This window comes from Pseudomonas sp. PS02288, assembly GCF_029959715.1.
Classification (GTDB): domain Bacteria; phylum Pseudomonadota; class Gammaproteobacteria; order Pseudomonadales; family Pseudomonadaceae; genus Pseudomonas_O; species Pseudomonas_O kuykendallii.
Genome location: NZ_JASCPA010000001.1, coordinates 169,702 through 188,246, shown reverse-complemented (window position 1 = coordinate 188,246; position 18,545 = coordinate 169,702). Strand labels below are relative to the sequence as shown.

Here is an 18,545-nt window from a genome sequence, read left to right as displayed (position 1 = left end):
TCCGCCCTCCCTCGTCCGGTATTCCGGAGCTTGTTGTTCGCTGCCTATACTAGCCGGCAGCCGCTCCGCGTCACTGTCGGATCGGGACAGACGAGCTCGCCAAACGCGCCATCAGAAGAACAAGAAACCCATGCGAAACCTCGGCTACACCTCCGTGCCGGTCCTGCTGAAATACCTGCGCTACGCCGAACACCTCGGCCTGGACTGCGCGCCCGCGCTCGCCGCCTCGGGCGTTTCCCGCCAGGCGCTGGCCGACAACGGCGGACGCTTCCCAAGCGAGGTCCACGAAATCCTCCTCGCCGAACTCGCCGAACGCTCCGCCGACCCGCTGTTCGGCCTGCATGCCGCGCGCTTCGTGCAGCCCGGTTCGTGGAGCGTGCTCGGCTACATCACCATGAACTGCGCGACCCTGGGCGAAGCCATGGCGCGTATCGTGCCCTACGAAAAACTGGTCGGAGACATGGGCACCAGCCGCATCGAAAACGACGGCGGGCAGATCCGGCTGAGCTGGAACTGCCGGCATCGGCACGGTGAGGTGCGGCGGCACATGGTGGAGAACGTGCTGGCGTCCTGGCTGCTCTACGCGCGCTGGATCGCCGACCTGCAACGCTCGCCGAGCGAAGTCTGGTTCGAGCACGGCCAGCCGGCCGGCACCACGCAGGCGGATTACCAGGCGGTGTTCGGCTGCCCGGTGCGCTTCGAGCAGCGCTGCAGCGCCCTGCTGGTCCCCTGCGAATACCTGGGCGTTCCGCTGCGCCAGGCGGACGCCAACCTGCTGCGCACCCTGGAGGCGCACGCGCTCGCCCTGATGGCCGAACTGGATGTGGACGAACCGTTGCCGCTACGGGTGAAGAACGTGCTGCGCCAGTCGCTGCGGGACGGGATGCCGAGCAAGGAACGCGTCGCGGAGAAATTCCACCTGAGCCTTCGCACGCTGCAGCGCCGGCTGCAGGAAGCCGGCACCAGTTATCAGCAGGTGCTCGACGAATTGCGTCGGGAGCTGGCCGAACGCTACCTGCTGGGCAGCGACCTGCCGATCCAGGAGATCGCCGTCTACCTCGGCTTCAGCGAGCCACGCTCGTTCCACCGCAGCTTCAAGGCCTGGACCGGACACACGCCGGGGGAATTCCGTGAGTGCCGGCGCGCCCCGCAGGAAACGGAGCTGCCGGCGCTCGACTAGCCGAGCAGCTCGCTGAACGGGATGAAACGGACCGGATCGCCCTCTTCCAGCATCTGGCCTTCGCGCACTTCCACCAGGCCGTTGGCCCAGGCGGCGCTGCTCAGCACCCCGGAACTCTGGTTCGGGTGCAACAGGGCGCGGTTGTTTTCCAGCCGCGCGCGGAGGAATTCCCGACGCGTGCCCGGCTTGCGCCAGACGAAACCGGCAGCCACCTTGAAGCCCAGTGGCCCGACCTCGACCACGCCCAGGCGCCGCAGCAGGTAAGGCCGCGCCAGCAGGGCGAAGGTCACCAGCGACGACCCCGGATTGCCCGGCAGGCCGATCACCGGGACGCCCTGGCAATGCCCGACGGTCAGTGGTTTTCCCGGCTTGAGGGCAAGTTTCCACAGGGTCAGCTCACCCTCTTCGCGCAGCACTTCGCCGAGGAAATCCGCCTCGCCCACCGACACGCCGCCGGTGGACAGGATCAGGTCGACATCGCCGAGATTTCGCAGCGTCTGCCGCGTCAGTTCGAGGTCGTCGGCGAGGATGCCGGCGTCCACCACGACGCAGCCCAAACGCTGCAACCAGGCGATCAGCAAGCGGCGGTTGCTGTTGTAGATCTGTCCGGCGCCCAGCGGCTGGCCGGGCTCGACCAGCTCATCGCCAGTGGACAGTACGGCGACGCGCGGACGGCGCCGAACGCTCAGTTGCGCGGCGCCCAGCGAGGCGGCAAGGCCAAGCTCGATCGGCCCGAGCCGGGTGCCGGCCGGCAGCACGCTGTCGCCGACGCGGGTCTCGTGGCCTTGCAGGCGGATGTTGCGATGGGCCCGCAGCGGCTCGACGAAGCACACCCGGCCGTCGTCCAGCACCTCGGCGTTCTCCTGCATCTCCACCGTGTCGGCACCCGCCGGCACTGGCGCGCCGGTGAAGATGCGCGCGCAGGTTCCCGGCTGCAGCGTCGCCGGAGCGCTGCCGGCGAGGATGCGCTGGCTGACGACCAGCGGTTCGCCGGTCCAGTCGGCAAGCGCCAATGCGTAGCCATCCATCGCGCTGTTATCCCACGGCGGCAGGTCGAGACCGGACACCAGCGCCTCGGCCAGCACCCGACCGTCGGCCTCGGCGAGTCCGACCTGCTCCACCTCGTTTATCGGGCAGGTCTCGGCCATCGCCAGCAGACGCGCCAGGGCGTCCTCCAGCGGCAACAGGCCGGGATGGTCGCAGCCACTCATCCGCGGCTCTCGCAGGGTTCGGCCTGTTTTAGATGCGGCACGAAATTGCAGGGACGGAAACGCGCGTCCAGCTGCTCGGCGAGGATGCCGTCCCAGGCGGTGCGGCAGGCGTTGGTCGAACCCGGCAGGCAGCAGACGAGCGTGCCGTTGGAGAGTCCGGCCAGGGCGCGCGACTGCATGGTGGAGGTGCCGATATCCGCCACGGAAATCTGCCGGAAGACCTCGCCGAAGCCATCCACCTGCTTGTCCAGCAGGCAGGCGACCGCCTCGGGCGTGCTGTCGCGCTCGGTGAAACCGGTGCCGCCGGTGATCAGCACCACCTGCACGCGGTCATCGGCGATCCAGGCAGCGACCTGGGCGCGGATCTTGTAGAGGTCGTCCTTGAGCAGCACGCGTTCGGCCAGGGCATGGCCGGCGCTGGTGAGGCGGTCGACGAACAGCTGGCCGGAGGTGTCGGTTTCCAGCGAACGGGTATCGCTGACGGTCAGAACGGCGATATTCAGCGGTACGAACACCGCGTCAGCCTTGTGGCTCATGGCAGTTTTCCAGTTGTCGGGGAAGAAGGGCCGGTGTTATATCACAGCCCCGTTTTGGAGGTCCCCGATGCCATCAATGCCGCCGGTTCCCTGCTCCGTACTGCTGCTTTCGGGCGGCCGGGGACAACGCATGGGCGGCCGCGACAAGGGCCTGATCGACTGGCGCGGTCGGCCGCTGATCGCCTGGCTGCACGCGTTGGTACGACCGCTGACCGACGACCTGATCATCTCCTGCAATCGCAACGCCGAGCGCTATGGCCGTTACGCCGACCAACTGGTGAGCGACGACAGCGCCGACTTTCCGGGCCCGCTGGCCGGCATCCGTGCCGGTCTGAAGGTCGCCCGCCACGATCACCTGCTGGTGCTGCCCTGCGACGCGCCGCTGCTGGATCGCGAGCTGCTCGACGCGCTGCTGGCGCAGGCCGGCGAACACCCGGTGATGCTGCATCGGGGCGGCTACTGGGAGCCGCTGTTCGCCGTGCTGCCGACCCGGCTGAAAGAGGTCGTCGAACAGGCCTGGCTCGCCGGCGAACGCAGCCCGCAGCGGATTTTCCGCGAACGCTCGCCCGTCGCGGTCGAGTGCGCCATCGACGATCCGCGCCTGGCCAACCTCAACAGTCCGGAACTCCTGGCGTCCGCCGCCGAAAACGGGGATCGGCCGCGCACCGATTGAACGGCACCCGCAGGCGCAAAAAAAGCCCGCCCTAACCCCTTGTGCGGCAAAACTTTTTCGGTACAATGCGCGCCATTCTCGGAGCGTAGCGCAGCTTGGTAGCGCGTCTCGTTCGGGACGAGAAGGTCGCTGGTTCGAATCCAGTCGCTCCGACCAACACAAGGTTTCCAGGCACATCGTCCCGCCTGAAACCACCGAAAAGCCCGCCTCGCGCGGGCTTTTTCGTTTCCGGTCGCCGGGCATCCTGCCCCGGACATTCCGCCAGGTCGGCTCCGGCAGCCGTTTGCGCCTACAATCGCGCATCCGCCCTCTCTCAAGGAGTCCCCGTGCAACCGGCGATCTCGATCCAGCAACTGACCAAGTCCTATGCCTCCGGCCACCACGCCCTGAAAGGCATCGATCTCGACATCCAGAAGGGTGAAATCTTCGCTCTCCTCGGCCCCAACGGGGCCGGCAAGACCACCCTGATCAGCATCGTCTGCGGCATCGTCAATCCCGGCGGCGGCAAGGTCAGCGTCGACGGCCACGACATCCTCGACGACTACCGCCTGGCGCGGGCGAAGATCGGCCTGGTGCCGCAGGAGCTGTTCAACGACGCGTTCGAAAGCGTCTGGGCGACCGTGAAGTTCAGCCGTGGCCTGTTTGGCAAGGGGCCGAACCCGGCGTATCTGGAGAGACTGCTGCGCGACCTGTCGCTGTGGGAGAAGCGCGAGGCGCGCATCTTCGAACTGTCGGGCGGGATGAAACGCCGGGTGATGATCGCCAAGGCGCTGTCCCACGAACCGGACATCCTCTTCCTCGACGAACCCACCGCCGGCGTCGACGTCGAGCTGCGCCGCGACATGTGGGAGATGGTCCGCGGCCTGCGCGAACGTGGGGTGACCATCATCCTCACCACGCACTACATCGAGGAGGCCGAGGAAATGGCCGACCGCATCGGCGTGATCAGCAAGGGCGAGATCATCCTGGTGGAGGACAAGGCCGTGCTGATGGACAAGCTCGGCAAGAAACAGCTCCGGCTGATCCTGCAGCGCCCTCTGCAAAGCATCCCGCCCGCGCTGGATGCCTACGCGCTGGAGCTGTCCGCCGATGGTAACGAGCTGGTCTACACCTTCGATGCGCAACGCCAGCACACCGGCATCGCCGAACTGCTGCGCCATCTGGGCGAGCACGGCATCCACTTCAAGGACCTGCAGTCCAGCCAGAGTTCGCTGGAGGACATCTTCGTCAATCTGGTAAGGGGCCGGGCATGAATTTCTATGCGATCCGCGCGATCTATCTGTTCGAGCTGGCACGCACCTGGCGCACGCTGATGCAGAGCATCGCCACGCCGGTGATTTCCACCTCGCTGTACTTCGTGGTGTTCGGCTCGGCGATCGGCTCGAGCATGGTGCAGATCCACGGCATCGATTATGCCGCCTTCATCGTTCCCGGCCTGGTAATGCTGGCGCTGCTCACCGAGAGCATTTCCAACGCGGCCTTCGGCATCTATATGCCCAAGTACTCGGGGACCATCTACGAAGTGCTGTCGGCGCCGATTTCCTCGTTCGAGATCGTCGTCGGCTACGTGGGTGCGGCGGCCACCAAGTCGGTGATCCTCGGCCTGATCATCATGCTCACCGCGCGGCTGTTCGTGACCTTCGAGATCGAGCATCCCTTGTGGATGCTGCTGTTCCTGGTGCTCACCGCGGTGACCTTCAGCCTGTTCGGCTTCATCGTCGGCATCTGGGCCGACGGCTGGGAGAAGTTGCAGATCGTCCCGGCCCTGATCGTCACGCCGCTGACGTTCCTCGGTGGCAGCTTCTACTCCATCAGCATGCTGCCGCCGGTGTGGCAGAAGATCACCCTGTTCAACCCGGTGGTCTACCTGATCAGCGCCTTCCGCTGGTGCTTCTATGGCGTGTCGGATGTGAACGTCGCGGTCAGCCTCGGAATGACGCTGCTGTTTCTCGGCGGTTGCCTGGCCATCGTCTTCTGGATGTTCAAGACCGGCTACCGGCTGAAAAGCTAGGTAACTGGAGCCAATAAAAAGCCCCGGCTTGCATGACAAGCCGGGGCCTTTTTATTAACGGCGCTTATTGCAGCCAGCTTTCCACGGTTTGTGCGCCGTGCTGTTCTTTCCAGGCTTTCAGGACTTTGTGGTTGCCGCCCTTGGTTTCCACCAGTTCGCCGGTTTTCGGATTCTTGTAAACCTTCAGCACGCGCTCCTTGCGCTGGCGTGCAGCCGCCTTGGGCGCACTGCGCGAGTTGCTGCTGGCGCCCACGTCGAGCAGCTCGACGATATCGCGCAGGCCTTTGTCATAGTGAGCCATCAGGGCCTTGAGCTTTTCCTCGAACTCCATTTCCTTCTTCAATCCGGCATCGGACTTCATAGATTCCATCTGCGCCAGTTGCTCGGCCAGTTTCTGTTCGAGCGCGCGAAATTCGGCAAGTTTTGACATGTTCATTAGTCCCCGGATTAGTTGTGGTGAGTGTTTTAATCCACCGGTTGTTTTTTTTCAAGTGAATTACGATCACCGCGGAACTAACGAATGCTCCTGCGCACTTATCGCGCTCGTTATAAACAGCCCGAGCTCATCTCAACTTCCCTTTGCCCTTTAGCGTTTCGCAGCATTGCAGGGTCGCTGTGTACCGTTCGAGTTGCCAGCCCCCACGAAAAAGTTCCGCCACAGTTGTCGAAAAACGCACGCCTACCGTTCGTAACCTTCCCTGAACTTTGCAAAAAAAACGTCCCTCCTAATCCATGCGAATTATGTAAATCCATGAACGAAGAGGAAATCCAGCATGGACAATAAAGAAGTCATCTCCGTACTCAACGACCTCATCGAAACCAGCAAAGACGGCGAAGAAGGCTTCCGCACCTGCGCCGAGGACATCAAGAACGCCGAGCTGAAGGCGCTGTTCGTCAGCCGCTCACAAGCCTGCGCCAGCGCGGCTGCCGAGCTGCAGCAAGTGGTCCGTTCCCTGGGCGGCGACCCGGAAACGAGCACCAGCGTCAGTGCGGACCTTCACCGCCGCTGGGTAGACCTGAAGTCGATCATCACCGGCAAGGACGAAGAGTCCATTCTCAATGAGTGCGAGCGCGGTGAAGACGTCGCGATGAAGAGCTACAAGAACGCGCTCTCCAAGGATCTGCCGGCGAATATCCGCTCGATCGTCGAGAAACAGTTCGAAGGCGTTCAGCGCAATCATGATCAGGTGAAAGCCCTGCGCGATATCGCCCGCGCCAGCTGATTCCCGACCGGCAGTTAGCGCTACGAAAATAACGCCACTTGCTGGCGTTATTTTTTTGGCCTTTTTTATCGGTCTAACACCATCGACACGCGTCGTCGGCGCGATTTGAATGGTTATCCGAAATGTTAAAAACCCTTCACGAAATTTTCACAGGGCCTGTTCTAAGGTGAATCTCAGCTGAAGGAACAGCGCCCCGTCAAAGCCCGCTCCGGCGGGCTTTTTCTTTACCGCACGGAAAGTAGCGATGCAGCATCGATCCAAATCCCTTTCATCGTTAACGAGCCGATCCATCGAACTCGCTACCGATGATCACCCCATCAGGACAGGCATCGCACCGGCTGTTACACTGCGCGCCTCCTTTCCTTGCGGGAGAGGACCCTCGGTAAGACCGCCCGCTGCACTCACAGGCAGCCGCAGCCCTTCCCCACTCCGATGTCTGGTAGCCACGTCTTCGCAAGAAGGTGTCTCGTTTGGCTCGTTACGGCTCATGGTCAATTCGAACCTGCCGATACACGTCAGCCAACCCCCTGCATCGGGCGGAACTTTCTCTCGCCCTTTCAGCTCCGATAAGGATCATTCGGCCACCCCATTTGGGCGGCGACTGCGGAGCTTCTAGTCAACGGCCCACGCCGTATTCGTTCAGGAACATATAAGAACCATGTCGATTCATCATCACGCACAAAACGCCATGAGCGCACTCACCGCGGCCTTCGCCCCGTTGAGCTGCCAGATCATGGCTCTCAGCTGCAAAGGCAACTTCAGTTTCACGCTGGTCAACGAGCACGGCATTGCCTGCCACACCGAACGCCTCTACCCCGATCAGTACATGGGCAACGAGCGTTTGCAGAACGTGATCGAGCGCACCCGCAAGGCAATGACTGCCTGACGCGGACGACGCGCACAAAAAAGGCGGTGGAGAAATCCACCGCCTTTTTTTATGCCGCCAATACCGTGATCAGCCGCCCGTGACGCTCATGAAGCGGACCACTTGGACCTGCTCGTCGTTGCGGAAGAAATGCCGCTCCGGCTTCAGATGCAGGGCCTCGACCAGCGCATGCCGCAGGCGTTGTGCGTCCCCCGGATGCCGACGCATCAAGGCCTTGAGGTCCAGTGCGCCCTCGTGGCCAAGACAGAGCACCAGCTTGCCTTCGGCGGTGACCCGCACCCGGTTGCAGTCGCCGCAGAAGTTGTTGCTATGCGGAGAGATGAAGCCGACCCGCGTGGCGCTGCCCGCCACCTGCCAATAGCGCGAGGGCCCGCCCGTGGCATGACTGGAGCGCACCAGCGCGTGGCGCTGCTCGATGCGTGCGCGCACCTCGTCGCTGGAGCAGAAGGTGATCTCGCGACTGTGGCTGGAAACGCTGCCCAGCGGCATCTCCTCGATGAAGCTGATATCGAGGTCGCGGGCCATGGCGAATTCCACCAGATCCAGCACCTCGTCATCGTTGCGGTCCTTCTGCACCACGCTATTGAGCTTGATCCGCGAAAAACCGGCGGCGCGCGCGGCGTCGATGCCGGCCAGCACCTGGTCGAGGCTGTCGCGCCGGGTGAACTCGGCGAAGCGCTTGCGGCGCAGCGAGTCGAGGCTGATGTTCAGCCGTTTGACGCCCGCGGCGCGCAGCTTCCCGGCCAGGTGCGGCAACTGGGATCCGTTGGTGGTGATGGAGAGGTCTTCCAGCTCGTTGCGCGCACCGAGCTTTTCCAGCAGCCCGACTACGCCCTTGCGCACCAGCGGTTCGCCGCCGGTGATGCGGATGCGTTTGACGCCGAGGCCGATGAAGGCATCGGCCACCGCATAGAGTTCTTCGAGCGTGAGTATCTGCGCCCGCGGGGCGAAGACCATGTCCTCGCTCATGCAGTAGGTGCAGCGAAAATCGCAGCGGTCGGTGACCGACAGGCGAAGGTAGGTGATGCGGCGCCCGAACGGGTCGACCAATTGTTCGTCCGACATGGCGGATACCTGATACGGCAGGAGTCTTCGGCTTGGCCGCCGATGAAACCAGAAATGAAGGTGCGGGTACACCATTAACCTCTGGCCGGCGCGCCCTCTTCAATCCGACTGCCCCCGCCTTGAGGGGTTCAGGAGGCCGGTGCTAGCATGCGCCGACCGGTTTGCCGCCATCTGCTGCGGCGGCCCTGGACCGAGAGCGCCATGAGCAGTATCCGCGAACGCAACAAAGGACTGATCCTGCGCGCGGCCAGCGAGGAGTTCGCCGACAAGGGCTTCGCTGCCGCCAAGACCAGCGACATCGCGGCGAAAGCCGGCCTGCCCAAGCCCAACGTCTACTACTACTTCAAGTCCAAGGAAAACCTCTACCTGGAGGTCCTGGAAAGCATCGTCGAGCCGCTGCTGCACGCCTCGTCGCCGTTCAACCAGCCCGGCCGCCCGGCCGAAGTGCTGCGCGACTACATCCGCTCGAAGATCCGTATTTCCCGCGAACTGCCACACGCCTCGAAGGTATTCGCCAGCGAGATCATGCACGGCGCGCCGCACCTCACCGTCGAACAGATCGAGCAACTGAACAACCAGGCGCGACACAACATCAACTGCCTGCAGGGCTGGATCGACGAAGGCCTGATGGCGCCGGTCGATCCTCATCACCTGCTGTTCAGCATCTGGGCCGCGACCCAGACCTATGCCGACTTCGACTGGCAGATTTCCGTGGTAACCGGCAAATCCACCCTCGACGACAGCGACTACGATGCCGCGGCGGACACCATCATTCGCCTGGTACTCAAAGGCTGCGAGGTGGACGAGCGAGACGCCCAGGCGAGCCTGATCAAGCGCGCCTGAAACGCAAAACGCGCCCGCGTCGCACCCACAGCGACCTGGGTGGTCCATCTGTGATGGACGAGCCGCAGGCTCGCAGCATCGAGAGAGCCATGGAAAACGTCAGCCGCCGCGAACGCCTCAATCAAATCATTTTCTTCAGCGATACGCCCGCCGGCAAGCGCTTCGACAGCTGGCTGCTGGGGATCATCCTTGCCAGCCTGGTGGTGGTGATGGTCGACAGCATCCAGCCGCTGCATCAACGCTTCGGCACGCTCCTGCTGACGCTGGAATGGGGCTTCACGCTGATCTTCGCCGTGGAGTACGTGGTACGCGCCGCCGTACATCCGAAACCGCTGCGCTACATGCTCAGCTTCTACGGGCTGATCGACCTGCTGGCCGTACTGCCGGCGTTCCTCACCCTGATCTATCCGGATGCCCACTACCTGATGATCGTCCGCGTGGTGCGCATGCTGCGGGTCTTCCGCGTGCTCAAGCTGACGCCCTATCTGACCCAGGCCAACTTCCTGCTGGTGGCGCTGCGCGGCAGCCGGCAGAAGATCGTCGTGTTCCTGCTCAGCGTGACCACGCTGGTGATCGTCTTCGGCACGCTGATGTACGTGGTCGAAGGGCCGCAGCACGGCTTCACCAGCATTCCCATCAGCATCTATTGGGCGATCGTCACGCTGACTACTGTAGGTTTCGGCGACATAGTCCCTCGCACCATAATGGGCCAGGCACTGGCGGCACTGGTGATGATCACCGGTTACTCGATCATCGCGGTGCCGACCGGGATCTTCACGGCCGAGCTGGCCAACGCCATGCGTGGCGACACCCTGCAGAAGCCCTGCCCGGCCTGCAACAAGGAGCTGCACGAAGCCAACGCGGCGTTCTGCAGCCGCTGTGGTAGCCAGCTGTTTACGCCGCAGCGCGAAAAGGACGACCGAGCCTAGCGTTCCGCGGGCAGCGAACCGGATAACGGCGTCACTGATCCCGCGGTATCCCGGTCGGCGGCGTTGGCGAAGCCGGTGGTCAGCACCCGCGGCCTGTTCGCCTGCGGATAGCGCGCAGCCAGCAGGTCCGGAACCCCCGCCCGGTCGACCTCGACCCAGGGCCCGCTCGGGCGATCGCTCCAGTGCCAGGTGTCGGCGAAGCGGTAATAGACCTGACCTCGGTAATAGAGATCGCGGTCATCATTCATGACGAACACCTTCAGCTGCGGGTCCCAGCGGCCCTGGCCGAAACGCGGCGGCGGGCCGGCCTCGGTGGGAAGTTCGACGGCCGCTGGATAACTCTGAGCGACGCAGCTTTGCCGATCGATCATCGAGCAGCTGGCCAAGGGCAGCAGCAATCCCAGGCCGAGAGAGCGAAGGTTCATGCGGAGTCCTCCTCGTCACGCCGCGCGCACATCCGCACGGCGTGAACATGGGACTGTCCGAAGCTCGCTAAAGGTCCGAGCGATTGGCGCCAGATCAGGGATGGCGGCTGCGCAGGCCCGGCGGGACGCTGGGGCCGTCGACGCTTTCCCAGGGGCCATCGATGCGCCCGGCGCAGTACCAGCCCTGATCCCAGCGGTAATAGAGCCGTTCGCGGTAGTACAGCTCCTTGTTGTCGACCACGTAGACGCCCAAGCGCGGGTCCCAGAAGGCGTCGCCCTGTGGCGGTGGAGCGTAGCGCGGGTGGGTCTTCATCACCGCCGGAGGCGCGGGAACCTTCGGTGCGGGCGGCGGCGCAGGCGCCTGGGTCGTGCCGGAAGGCAGTTGTTCCTGCGGCAGACGCGGCAACGGCTGGTCGTCAGAGGGGGCGTTGCGCCCGGCACAGGCGCCCAGCAGCAGGGCCATGCCCAGCACGCCGGCCAGGCGAGGCAGGCGGCTTTGCCGGCCTGGTGGAAACTCGTTCATCGTCACTCCACGGCCGGCTATTTCCGGCGGGTTCAGGGGCTATCGGGGCTGTCGACGGTCAACTGCTGCACGTCCCTGGTGGAGGTATCGAGCGCCTTGCTGCGACCGATCCACTCCCCGGCGGTGGCATTGCCGGCGCGGGAAACCCGCGCCACCAGTTCGACCTTCGGAAATTTGGACAATTGCAGTTGCGGCATCATTGCATCCGAATCGCGCAAAGTTACTTCGCTGGGCAGGTCGGCCACCGTCAGGCGCTTGGCCGCCAGCGGCATGGGCGGGCCGGATACCGCGCGGGCGAAGACGAACACGACGTCGCCCGGCTCGACCTTGGCCTTCAGCGCCTCTGACAGCTGCACGCGGACTTTCAGCGCCACGCCCGTTTCAGCCACCGCGGGAGCCCCTTCCTGCGGATGTTCGGCGAGCTGTTCGCGGGCACGCTGGATGCCGCCCTGCAACGCCGCACGCGAGGGGTCTTCGGGGGGAAGCACGTTGACCAGGCGCTCCCAGTAGCTGACGGCGTCCTGGAAGCGCTTGCCCTCGAACGCCGAGATGCCCAGCAGACCGAGACTGGTGACTTCGTTCGGATCGCTTTTCAGCGCTTCGTCGGTGAGGTCCTGGATCGACGCGCTCCATTGCTTGCCACCGGCGAAATACAGCGCCTGCGCCCATTGCCCAAGCAGCTCGGGCTGGCGGCCGGCCAGTTCGACGGTGCGACTGAAGGCTCTAACCGCATCGTCCGGGCGACTCTGCGCCATGTAGCTACGGCCAAGGAAGTACCAACCTTCGGCGGAATCCGGCTGCGCCTTGACCGCCTGTTCAAGGCGGGACGTCATCTCGGCGAGGCTGCGCGGCTGCTGGGAAAACTCGCGGGCCAGCTCGACCTTGTCGCTGGCGCCCCAGTGCAGGTACAGCGCGCCACCGAGCAGCGGCATCAGCACAGCCATCACCAGCGGCACCGTACGGCCAAGGCGGGCGCTGCGCGCGTGCTCGCTGCCCTCGGCATCGGCGAGCAGCTCGCGCCCGGCTTCGGCGCGGCCGGCTTCCAGTTGATCGTCGGTGAAGATGCCGGCCGCGTGCTGGGTGACCAGTTCGGCCTGGCGCTCCTCGTAGAGCGCGACGTTGAGCGCGGTGCGATCTTCTTCGGTCTGGGCGCGGCGGCCACGGATCGCGGGAATCAGAAGAAAAGCCAGGGCTACCAGCAACAGCAGGCCGGCGGCGAGCCAGAAATCGGTCATGGGGCGTTCTTATCCAGCGGGTCTTTGGTCATGAGGGCGGAAAGGCGCGCCTGCTCGTCGGCGGACAGCAATGCATCCTGCGGGCGGGCATCGACACGCCGGCGGCGAACCACGATCACCGTGATCGTCAGCAGGCCGCCGAGCAGCAGGGCCGCAGGGCCGAACCAAAGCAAGGCGGTACGCCCTTCCAGCGGCGGCTTGTAGCGGACGAAGTCGCCGTATCGGGCGACCATGTAGTCGACGATGTCGGCGTCGCTCTTGCCTTGCTGCAACTGCTCGTGGATCTGCTTGCGCAGGTCAGCGGCGATCGGCGAGTTCGAGTCGGCGATGTCCTGGTTCTGGCATTTCGGGCAGCGCAGCTCCTTGGTCAGCAGGCCGAAGCGCTCGCGTTGCGATTCGTCGGCGAACTCGTAGGTATCGATCGCCGCGTGGACGAAGCCGGCCAGCAGCAGGCCGACCAGCCCGATGAAGGATTCGCGCTTCATTGCCCGCCCTCCTCGCTGAGCTGCGCCCACAGCGGCGCCAGTTGCTCGCGCCAGACACGCTCGTTGATCTCGCCGACGTACTTGTGCCGGATGATCCCGTTGCGGTCGACGAGGAAGGTTTCCGGCGCGCCGTAGACGCCCAGGTCAAGGCCCAGGCTACCCTCGACATCGCTGACGTCGAGGCCGTAGGGGTTGCCGTACTGCGCCAGCCAGCGCTGTGCGGCCGCGGTGTCGTCCTTGTAGTTGATGCCGTGGATGGTCACGCCCTGCTCCGCCAGCTTGTTCAGCATGGCGTGCTCTTCGCGGCAGGTCGGGCACCACGTGGCCCAGACGTTGACCAGCGACGGCTTGCCCTTGAACACGGCTTCGGTCAGCGTGCTCTGGCCGTCCACCGAGGGCAGCGAGAACGCCGGGAACGGCTTGTCGATCAGCGCCGAAGGCAGCTCGGTGGGGTTCAGGAACAGGCCGCGGTAGAGGAACACCGCGACCACCAGGAAGATCGCCAGCGGAATCAGCAGCAACGCGCGCCTCATGCGGGAACTCCTTCGGTCTGCGCGCCACGCACCCGGGCGCGCACCTTGACACGGTAACGCTTGTCCAGCGCCGCGAGTGCTCCGCCCAGCGCCGTCATCAGGCCACCGAGCCAGATCCAGCGGATGTACGGTTTGACGTGCACCCGCACCGCCCAGGCGCCGTTCTCCAGTGGTTCACCGAGGGCGACGTACAGGTCGCGGGTGAAGCCGGCATCGATGCCCGCCTCGGTCATCATCGAGTTCTGCACGCTGTAGAGGCGCTTCTCCGGATGCAGGAGCGCGATTTCGCGGTCGCCGTCGAGCACCCGGATACTGGCCCGGTCGGACGTGAAGTTGGGACCCTGGAGGTGCTTGGCGCCCTCGAAGACGAAGCGATAGCCGCCCAGTTCGACGGACTCGCCCGGCGCCATGCGCAGGTCACGCTCGGCGTTGTACTGGCTGGATAGCACGATGCCGAGGGCGCAGAAGGCGATGCCGAAATGCGCGAGCTGCATACCCCAGTAGCTCCGCGTCAGGCCGCGCACGCCGGCGACGAGACCCTTGTGGCGGGTCTTGTCGAACAGGTCGCGTACGCCGGCGAGCACTACCCAGGCCGACAGCATGCAGGTGGCGAGAACCGCCCAATGGAAATCGCCGAGGAGAAACGCCGCCAGTGCGCCGACTACGGCGCTGCCGATCAGCACCGGAGTGAGCATGCCGACCAGCCAGTTCACCGGCGTGTCCTTCCAGCGCACCAGCACGCCGACCGCCAGGGTGAACATCACCAGCGCCATCAGCGGCAGGAACAGCGCGTTGAAGTACGGCGGGCCGACCGACAGTTTGGCGCCACTGATGGCATCCAGCAGCAACGGGTAGAGCGTGCCCAGCAGGATCATCGACGCGGCCACGATGAGGATCAGGTTGTTCGCCAGCAGCAGGGTTTCCCGCGACCACAGGGCGAAGCCCACCTGGCTCTTGACCACCGGCGCGCGAATGGCGAACAGCGTCAGCGAGCCGCCCACCACCGCCAGCAGGAACATCAGGATGAACACCCCGCGCTCGGGATCGGCGGCGAAGGCGTGCACCGAGGTCAGCACCCCGGAGCGGACCAGGAAGGTGCCGAGCAGCGACAGCGAGAACGCCGCGATCGCCAGCAACACCGTCCAGCTCTTGAACACGCCGCGCTTCTCGGTCACCGCCAGCGAGTGGATCAGCGCGGTACCGACCAGCCACGGCATGAAGGAAGCGTTCTCCACCGGGTCCCAGAACCACCAGCCACCCCAGCCGAGTTCGTAGTAGGCCCACCAGGAGCCGAGCACGATGCCGATGCCGAGGAAGGCCCAGGCGACGATCGTCCACGGCCTCGACCAGCGGGCCCAGGCGGCGTCCAGGCGCCCGCCGAGCAGCGCTGCGATGGCGAAGGCGAACGCCACGGAGAAGCCGACGTAGCCCATGTAGAGCATCGGCGGGTGCACGATCAGGCCGATGTCCTGCAACAGCGGGTTGAGATCGCGGCCGTCCGCCGGGGATTGCGGCAGCAAGCGGTCGAACGGGTTGGAGGTCACGATCAGGAACAGCAGAAAACCGATGCTGATGATGCCCATCACGCCCAGCACGCGGGCCAGCATGTCCTCCGGCAGTTGCCGAGAGAAGATCGAAACGGCGAAGGTCCAGCCGCCGAGGATCAGCGCCCAGAGCAGCAGCGAGCCCTCGTGGGCACCCCACACGGCGCTGAACTTGTAATACCAGGGCAGCGCGCTGTTGGAGTTGCTGGCGACATAGGCGACGGAGAAGTCGTCGTTCATGAATGCCCAGGTCAGGCAGCCGAAGGAGAACGCCAGGAAGGCAAACTGCCCCCAGGCCGCTGGCTGCGCCAGGCGCATCCACTGGCGATCGCCGCGCCAGGCGCCGATCAGCGGCAGGCTCGACTGCACGATGGCCATGCAAAGCGCCAGGATCAGCGCCAGGTGGCCCAGTTCGGGAACGATCAACGCAGCGCTCATCACTTGGCTCCCTCTGCGGACGACATCTGCCCGCTTTCCTTCAGCGCCTTCGTGACTTCCGGCGGCATGTATTTCTCGTCGTGCTTGGCCAGCACCTCGTCGGCGACCAGCACGCCATCGGCATCCAGCTTGCCGAGCGCGACGATGCCCTGCCCTTCGCGGAACAGGTCCGGGAGGATGCCGCGGTAGCGGATGGTCACGTTGCGGGCGAAGTCGGTGACGACGAACTGCACGTCCAGCGAGTCGCCGGAACGCTGCAGCGAGCCTTTCTCGACCATGCCGCCGGCACGGATGCGGGTATCCTTCGGCGCCTCGCCGTTGGCGATCTGGGTCGGCGTGTAGAATAGGTTGATGTTCTCCTGCAAGGCGGAGAGCGCCAGCGCCACGGCGATACCGACCCCGGCCAGGATGGCGAGGACGATGTAAAGGCGCTTCTTGCGCAACGGTTTCACTTGGATTCCTCCCGGCGCATACGGCGCGCCTCATCTTGCAGGTAACGCCGGCGCGCCAGGATCGGCAGGCCGAGGTTGAGCAACAGCACGCCAAGGCACACGCCGTAGGCCGACCAGACGTAAAGGCCGTGATGGCCCATGGCGAGAAACTCGCCAAACGAGGAAAAACTCATCGCACGCCCTCCACCCGAGCCCGAACTTCCGCCTTGGCCCAGCTGCTGCGGGCTTCGCGGCGCAGCACTTCCAGACGCATGCGCATCAGCAGCACACAGGCGAAGAAACAGTAGAAGCCGATCACCATGATCAGCAGTGGCACCCACATTTCCGCCGGCATCGCCGGTTTCTCTGTGAGCTTGAAGGTGGCGGGCTGGTGCAGGGTGTTCCACCACTCCACCGAGTACTTGATGATCGGGATGTTGACCACCCCGACAATCGCCAGCACCGCACAGGCCTTGGCCGCGCTGTCGCGGTTACTGATCGCCTGGCCGAGGGCGATGATGCCGAAATAGAGGAACAGCAGGATCAGCATCGAGGTCAGCCGCGCGTCCCAGACCCACCAGGCGCCCCAGGTCGGCTTGCCCCAGACGGCACCGGTGAACAGCGCGATGAAGGTCATCCAGGCGCCGATCGGCGCGGCCTGCTGCACCGCGACGTCGGCCAGTTTCATCTTCCAGATCAGTCCGACCGCGCCGGCCACGGCCAGCATGATGTAGCAGGACTGCGCCAGCAGCGCCGCCGGTACATGGATATAGATGATGCGGAAACTGTTGCCCTGCTGGTAATCCTGCGGCGCGAACGCCAGCGCCCACACCGTACCCACGACCAACAGCAACGCCGCGGCGCAGGCCAACCAGGGCAACCAGCGCCCGCTGATCTCGTAGAACCACTTGGGCGAGCCCAGTTTGTGAAACCAAGTCCAGTTCATCGCAGCACTCATCGGTCTTCGGGGTGGCAATCGAGCGTCGACTCGCGCCCCGCCAATCGGGTTGTTCTTTTCTTATTCGCCGACGCTGATGGTCAGGCCCGCGGCTATCGCAAAGGGTGTCAGGGTAACCGCCAGAGCGGTCAGGCTGGCCATCCATAGCAGGTAGCCGGTGGTCGGCAATCCTTGCAGGGCCGCCTGCAGCACGCCGCTGCCAAGAATCAGCACCGGGATGTACAGCGGCAGAATCAGCAATGCCAGCAGCAGGCCACCGCGTTTGAGGCCGACGGTCAGCGCCGCGCCCACCGCGCCGAGCAGGCTCAGCACCGGCGTGCCCAGCAGCAGCGAGACCAGCAGCACCGGCAGGCAGCGGCCGGGCAAGCCGAGCATCAGTGCCAGAAGCGGCGCCAACAGTACCAGCGCCAGACCTGAAAACGCCCAATGCGCGAGCACTTTGGCCAACACCAGGAGCGACAGCGGATGCGGCGAGACCACCCATTGCTCCAACGAACCGTCCTCGAAGTCGCTCCGGAACAGGCCATCCAGAGAGAGCAGCACGGCGAGCAGCGCGGCAACCCAGACCAGGCCGGGCGACAGTGTCTGCAGGAGCTGCGTTTCCGGACCGACGGCGAGGGGAAAGAGTGCGATGACGATGGCGAAGAACACCAGGGGGTTGGCCAATTCCGCCGGGCGCCGACACAAAAGGCGGGCTTCCCGGACCACGAGCAGGGTAAAGACGTTGCTCATGCGACGCGCTGCCCCAGGTCAAGGTCGCGATATCCGCTTGGCCGCAGCCCCAGAGTATGGTGCGTGGTCAGCACGACGAGGCCGCCCTGCTCGCAGTGCCGCGCCAGATGCGCCTCCAATTGGGCGACGCCATGCTTGTCCAGCGCGGTGAAGGGTTCGTCGAGAATCCATAGCGGTGGCGGCGCCAAATAAAGCCTGGCCAACGCGACGCGGCGCTGCTGGCCGGCGGAAAGCGTGTGACAGGGAACATCCTCGAAGCCCTTGAGTCCCACTTCGGCAAGGGCGGCCCAGATCGACGCGCGGGAAGCGGGATGGTGCAGCGCACTCAGCCAGGCGAGGTTTTCCTCGGCGCTGAGCAGCCCTTTGATGCCGGCGGCGTGACCGATCCAGAGCAGGTTGCGCGCCAGCTCGCCGCGTTGCGCATCGAGTGGCTGGCCTGCCAGGCGGACTTCACCGGATGTGGGCTGCATCAGACCGCAGAGCAGACGGAGCAGGCTGGTCTTGCCGCTGCCGTTGGGCCCGGATATCTGCAGCATCTGGCCGGCATGCAGTTGCAGGTCGAGGCGCTCGAAGAGCATCCGCCAGTCGCGCTCGCAGGCCAGGGATACGGCTTCAAGGAAAGGGCTGGTCACCACATCGCTACCATGGACGTTCAAGAAGGCGAGATCCTTGCCGCTATACTGC

The 18,545-nt window shown here is 64.7% G+C and carries 23 protein-coding genes and 1 tRNA gene; 9 read left to right on the top strand and 15 right to left on the bottom strand.

The window, feature by feature from the left end:
- Nucleotides 1-130 precede the first annotated feature (130 nt).
- On the top strand, nt 131-1,180 hold the full coding sequence (locus QMX85_RS00900; RefSeq protein ID WP_282338290.1) for an AraC family transcriptional regulator: 1,050 nt from the start codon (nt 131-133) through the stop codon (nt 1,178-1,180).
- On the opposite strand, the gene glp is transcribed toward QMX85_RS00900, so the two are convergent.
- Together glp and moaB are read right to left on the bottom strand one after the other, a co-directional pair.
- Nucleotides 1,177-2,391 carry a gephyrin-like molybdotransferase Glp gene (gene glp / locus QMX85_RS00895; RefSeq protein ID WP_282338288.1) on the bottom strand — a complete coding sequence of 405 codons (1,215 nt, stop codon included), beginning with the start codon at nt 2,389-2,391 and terminating at the stop codon, nt 1,177-1,179. The genes QMX85_RS00900 and glp overlap by 4 nt on opposite strands.
- Nucleotides 2,388-2,927: a molybdenum cofactor biosynthesis protein B gene (gene moaB, locus QMX85_RS00890; RefSeq protein WP_282338286.1), complete on the bottom strand. Its 540-nt coding sequence runs from the start codon at nt 2,925-2,927 to the stop codon at nt 2,388-2,390. The genes glp and moaB overlap by 4 nt, the downstream gene beginning before the upstream one ends.
- Before the next feature lie 67 nt (nt 2,928-2,994).
- On the opposite strand from moaB, the gene mobA reads away from it, so the two are divergent.
- The 4 genes from mobA to QMX85_RS00870 all read left to right on the top strand — a co-directional run bounded on the left by mobA (nt 2,995) and on the right by QMX85_RS00870 (nt 5,611).
- Nucleotides 2,995-3,600 carry a molybdenum cofactor guanylyltransferase MobA gene (gene mobA, locus QMX85_RS00885; protein ID WP_282338284.1) on the top strand — a complete coding sequence of 202 codons (606 nt, stop codon included), beginning with the start codon at nt 2,995-2,997 and terminating at the stop codon, nt 3,598-3,600.
- A 79-nt stretch (nt 3,601-3,679) separates the two neighbouring features.
- Nucleotides 3,680-3,756, top strand: a tRNA-Pro gene (locus QMX85_RS00880).
- Between the two features lie 170 nt (nt 3,757-3,926).
- The gene (locus tag QMX85_RS00875) at nt 3,927-4,853 is read left to right on the top strand and encodes an ABC transporter ATP-binding protein (RefSeq protein ID WP_282338283.1); all 927 of its coding nucleotides are present in this window, start codon (nt 3,927-3,929) and stop codon (nt 4,851-4,853) included.
- Entirely contained in the window at nt 4,850-5,611 is a 762-nt protein-coding gene (locus QMX85_RS00870; protein ID WP_090229473.1) for an ABC transporter permease, read from the top strand. Before QMX85_RS00875 ends, QMX85_RS00870 begins: the two co-directional genes overlap by 4 nt.
- Before the next feature lie 64 nt (nt 5,612-5,675).
- On the opposite strand, the gene QMX85_RS00865 is transcribed toward QMX85_RS00870, so the two are convergent.
- A complete protein-coding gene (locus tag QMX85_RS00865; protein WP_282338281.1) occupies nt 5,676-6,041 on the bottom strand; it encodes a histone-like nucleoid-structuring protein, MvaT/MvaU family in 366 nt (121 codons plus the stop codon).
- 343 nt (nt 6,042-6,384) lie between these two features.
- Between QMX85_RS00865 and QMX85_RS00860 the strand changes: the two genes are divergently transcribed.
- Together QMX85_RS00860 and QMX85_RS00855 are read left to right on the top strand one after the other, a co-directional pair.
- The gene (locus QMX85_RS00860) at nt 6,385-6,834 is read left to right on the top strand and encodes a PA2169 family four-helix-bundle protein (protein ID WP_090229476.1); all 450 of its coding nucleotides are present in this window, start codon (nt 6,385-6,387) and stop codon (nt 6,832-6,834) included.
- 658 nt (nt 6,835-7,492) lie between these two features.
- On the top strand, nt 7,493-7,720 hold the full coding sequence (locus tag QMX85_RS00855; RefSeq protein ID WP_282338280.1) for a hypothetical protein: 228 nt from the start codon (nt 7,493-7,495) through the stop codon (nt 7,718-7,720).
- A 69-nt stretch (nt 7,721-7,789) separates the two neighbouring features.
- Here QMX85_RS00855 and moaA read toward each other — a convergent pair whose 3' ends face one another.
- Complete coding sequence (gene moaA / locus QMX85_RS00850) at nt 7,790-8,785, bottom strand: GTP 3',8-cyclase MoaA (RefSeq protein WP_282338279.1); 996 nt, start codon at nt 8,783-8,785, stop codon at nt 7,790-7,792.
- 201 nt (nt 8,786-8,986) lie between these two features.
- Between moaA and QMX85_RS00845 the strand changes: the two genes are divergently transcribed.
- Both QMX85_RS00845 and QMX85_RS00840 read left to right on the top strand, forming a co-directional pair.
- Complete coding sequence (locus tag QMX85_RS00845) at nt 8,987-9,628, top strand: TetR/AcrR family transcriptional regulator (RefSeq protein WP_282338278.1); 642 nt, start codon at nt 8,987-8,989, stop codon at nt 9,626-9,628.
- Nucleotides 9,629-9,717: 89 nt separating this feature from the next.
- Entirely contained in the window at nt 9,718-10,557 is an 840-nt protein-coding gene (locus QMX85_RS00840; RefSeq protein WP_282338277.1) for an ion transporter, read from the top strand.
- Here QMX85_RS00840 and QMX85_RS00835 read toward each other — a convergent pair.
- The 11 genes from QMX85_RS00835 to ccmA form a co-directional block, all read right to left on the bottom strand.
- The gene (locus tag QMX85_RS00835; protein ID WP_282338276.1) at nt 10,554-10,982 is read right to left on the bottom strand and encodes a hypothetical protein; all 429 of its coding nucleotides are present in this window, start codon (nt 10,980-10,982) and stop codon (nt 10,554-10,556) included. The two genes, QMX85_RS00840 and QMX85_RS00835, sit on opposite strands and share 4 nt — an antisense overlap.
- Nucleotides 10,983-11,076: 94 nt before the next feature.
- On the bottom strand, nt 11,077-11,505 hold the full coding sequence (locus QMX85_RS00830) for a hypothetical protein (RefSeq protein ID WP_282338274.1): 429 nt from the start codon (nt 11,503-11,505) through the stop codon (nt 11,077-11,079).
- Nucleotides 11,506-11,537: 32 nt separating this feature from the next.
- Nucleotides 11,538-12,740 (bottom strand): c-type cytochrome biogenesis protein CcmI, encoded by a 1,203-nt coding sequence (gene ccmI, locus QMX85_RS00825; RefSeq protein ID WP_282338273.1) that lies wholly within the window; start codon nt 12,738-12,740, stop codon nt 11,538-11,540.
- Entirely contained in the window at nt 12,737-13,225 is a 489-nt protein-coding gene (locus tag QMX85_RS00820) for a cytochrome c-type biogenesis protein (protein ID WP_282338272.1), read from the bottom strand. Before QMX85_RS00820 ends, ccmI begins: the two co-directional genes overlap by 4 nt.
- Nucleotides 13,222-13,758 (bottom strand): DsbE family thiol:disulfide interchange protein, encoded by a 537-nt coding sequence (locus QMX85_RS00815; protein ID WP_273229278.1) that lies wholly within the window; start codon nt 13,756-13,758, stop codon nt 13,222-13,224. Before QMX85_RS00815 ends, QMX85_RS00820 begins: the two co-directional genes overlap by 4 nt.
- Nucleotides 13,755-15,725 carry a heme lyase CcmF/NrfE family subunit gene (locus QMX85_RS00810; protein ID WP_282338413.1) on the bottom strand — a complete coding sequence of 657 codons (1,971 nt, stop codon included), beginning with the start codon at nt 15,723-15,725 and terminating at the stop codon, nt 13,755-13,757. The genes QMX85_RS00815 and QMX85_RS00810 overlap by 4 nt, the downstream gene beginning before the upstream one ends.
- 14 nt (nt 15,726-15,739) lie before the next feature.
- Nucleotides 15,740-16,192 (bottom strand): cytochrome c maturation protein CcmE, encoded by a 453-nt coding sequence (gene ccmE / locus QMX85_RS00805; RefSeq protein ID WP_090229497.1) that lies wholly within the window; start codon nt 16,190-16,192, stop codon nt 15,740-15,742.
- A complete protein-coding gene (gene ccmD, locus QMX85_RS00800) occupies nt 16,189-16,365 on the bottom strand; it encodes a heme exporter protein CcmD (protein ID WP_273229279.1) in 177 nt (58 codons plus the stop codon). The genes ccmE and ccmD overlap by 4 nt, the downstream gene beginning before the upstream one ends.
- Entirely contained in the window at nt 16,362-17,117 is a 756-nt protein-coding gene (locus QMX85_RS00795; RefSeq protein WP_090229502.1) for a heme ABC transporter permease, read from the bottom strand. The genes ccmD and QMX85_RS00795 overlap by 4 nt, the downstream gene beginning before the upstream one ends.
- A gap of 72 nt (nt 17,118-17,189) precedes the next feature.
- Entirely contained in the window at nt 17,190-17,861 is a 672-nt protein-coding gene (gene ccmB / locus QMX85_RS00790; protein WP_090229505.1) for a heme exporter protein CcmB, read from the bottom strand.
- On the bottom strand, nt 17,858-18,493 hold the full coding sequence (gene ccmA, locus QMX85_RS00785; protein WP_282338412.1) for a cytochrome c biogenesis heme-transporting ATPase CcmA: 636 nt from the start codon (nt 18,491-18,493) through the stop codon (nt 17,858-17,860). Before ccmA ends, ccmB begins: the two co-directional genes overlap by 4 nt.
- Nucleotides 18,494-18,545 lie beyond the last annotated feature (52 nt).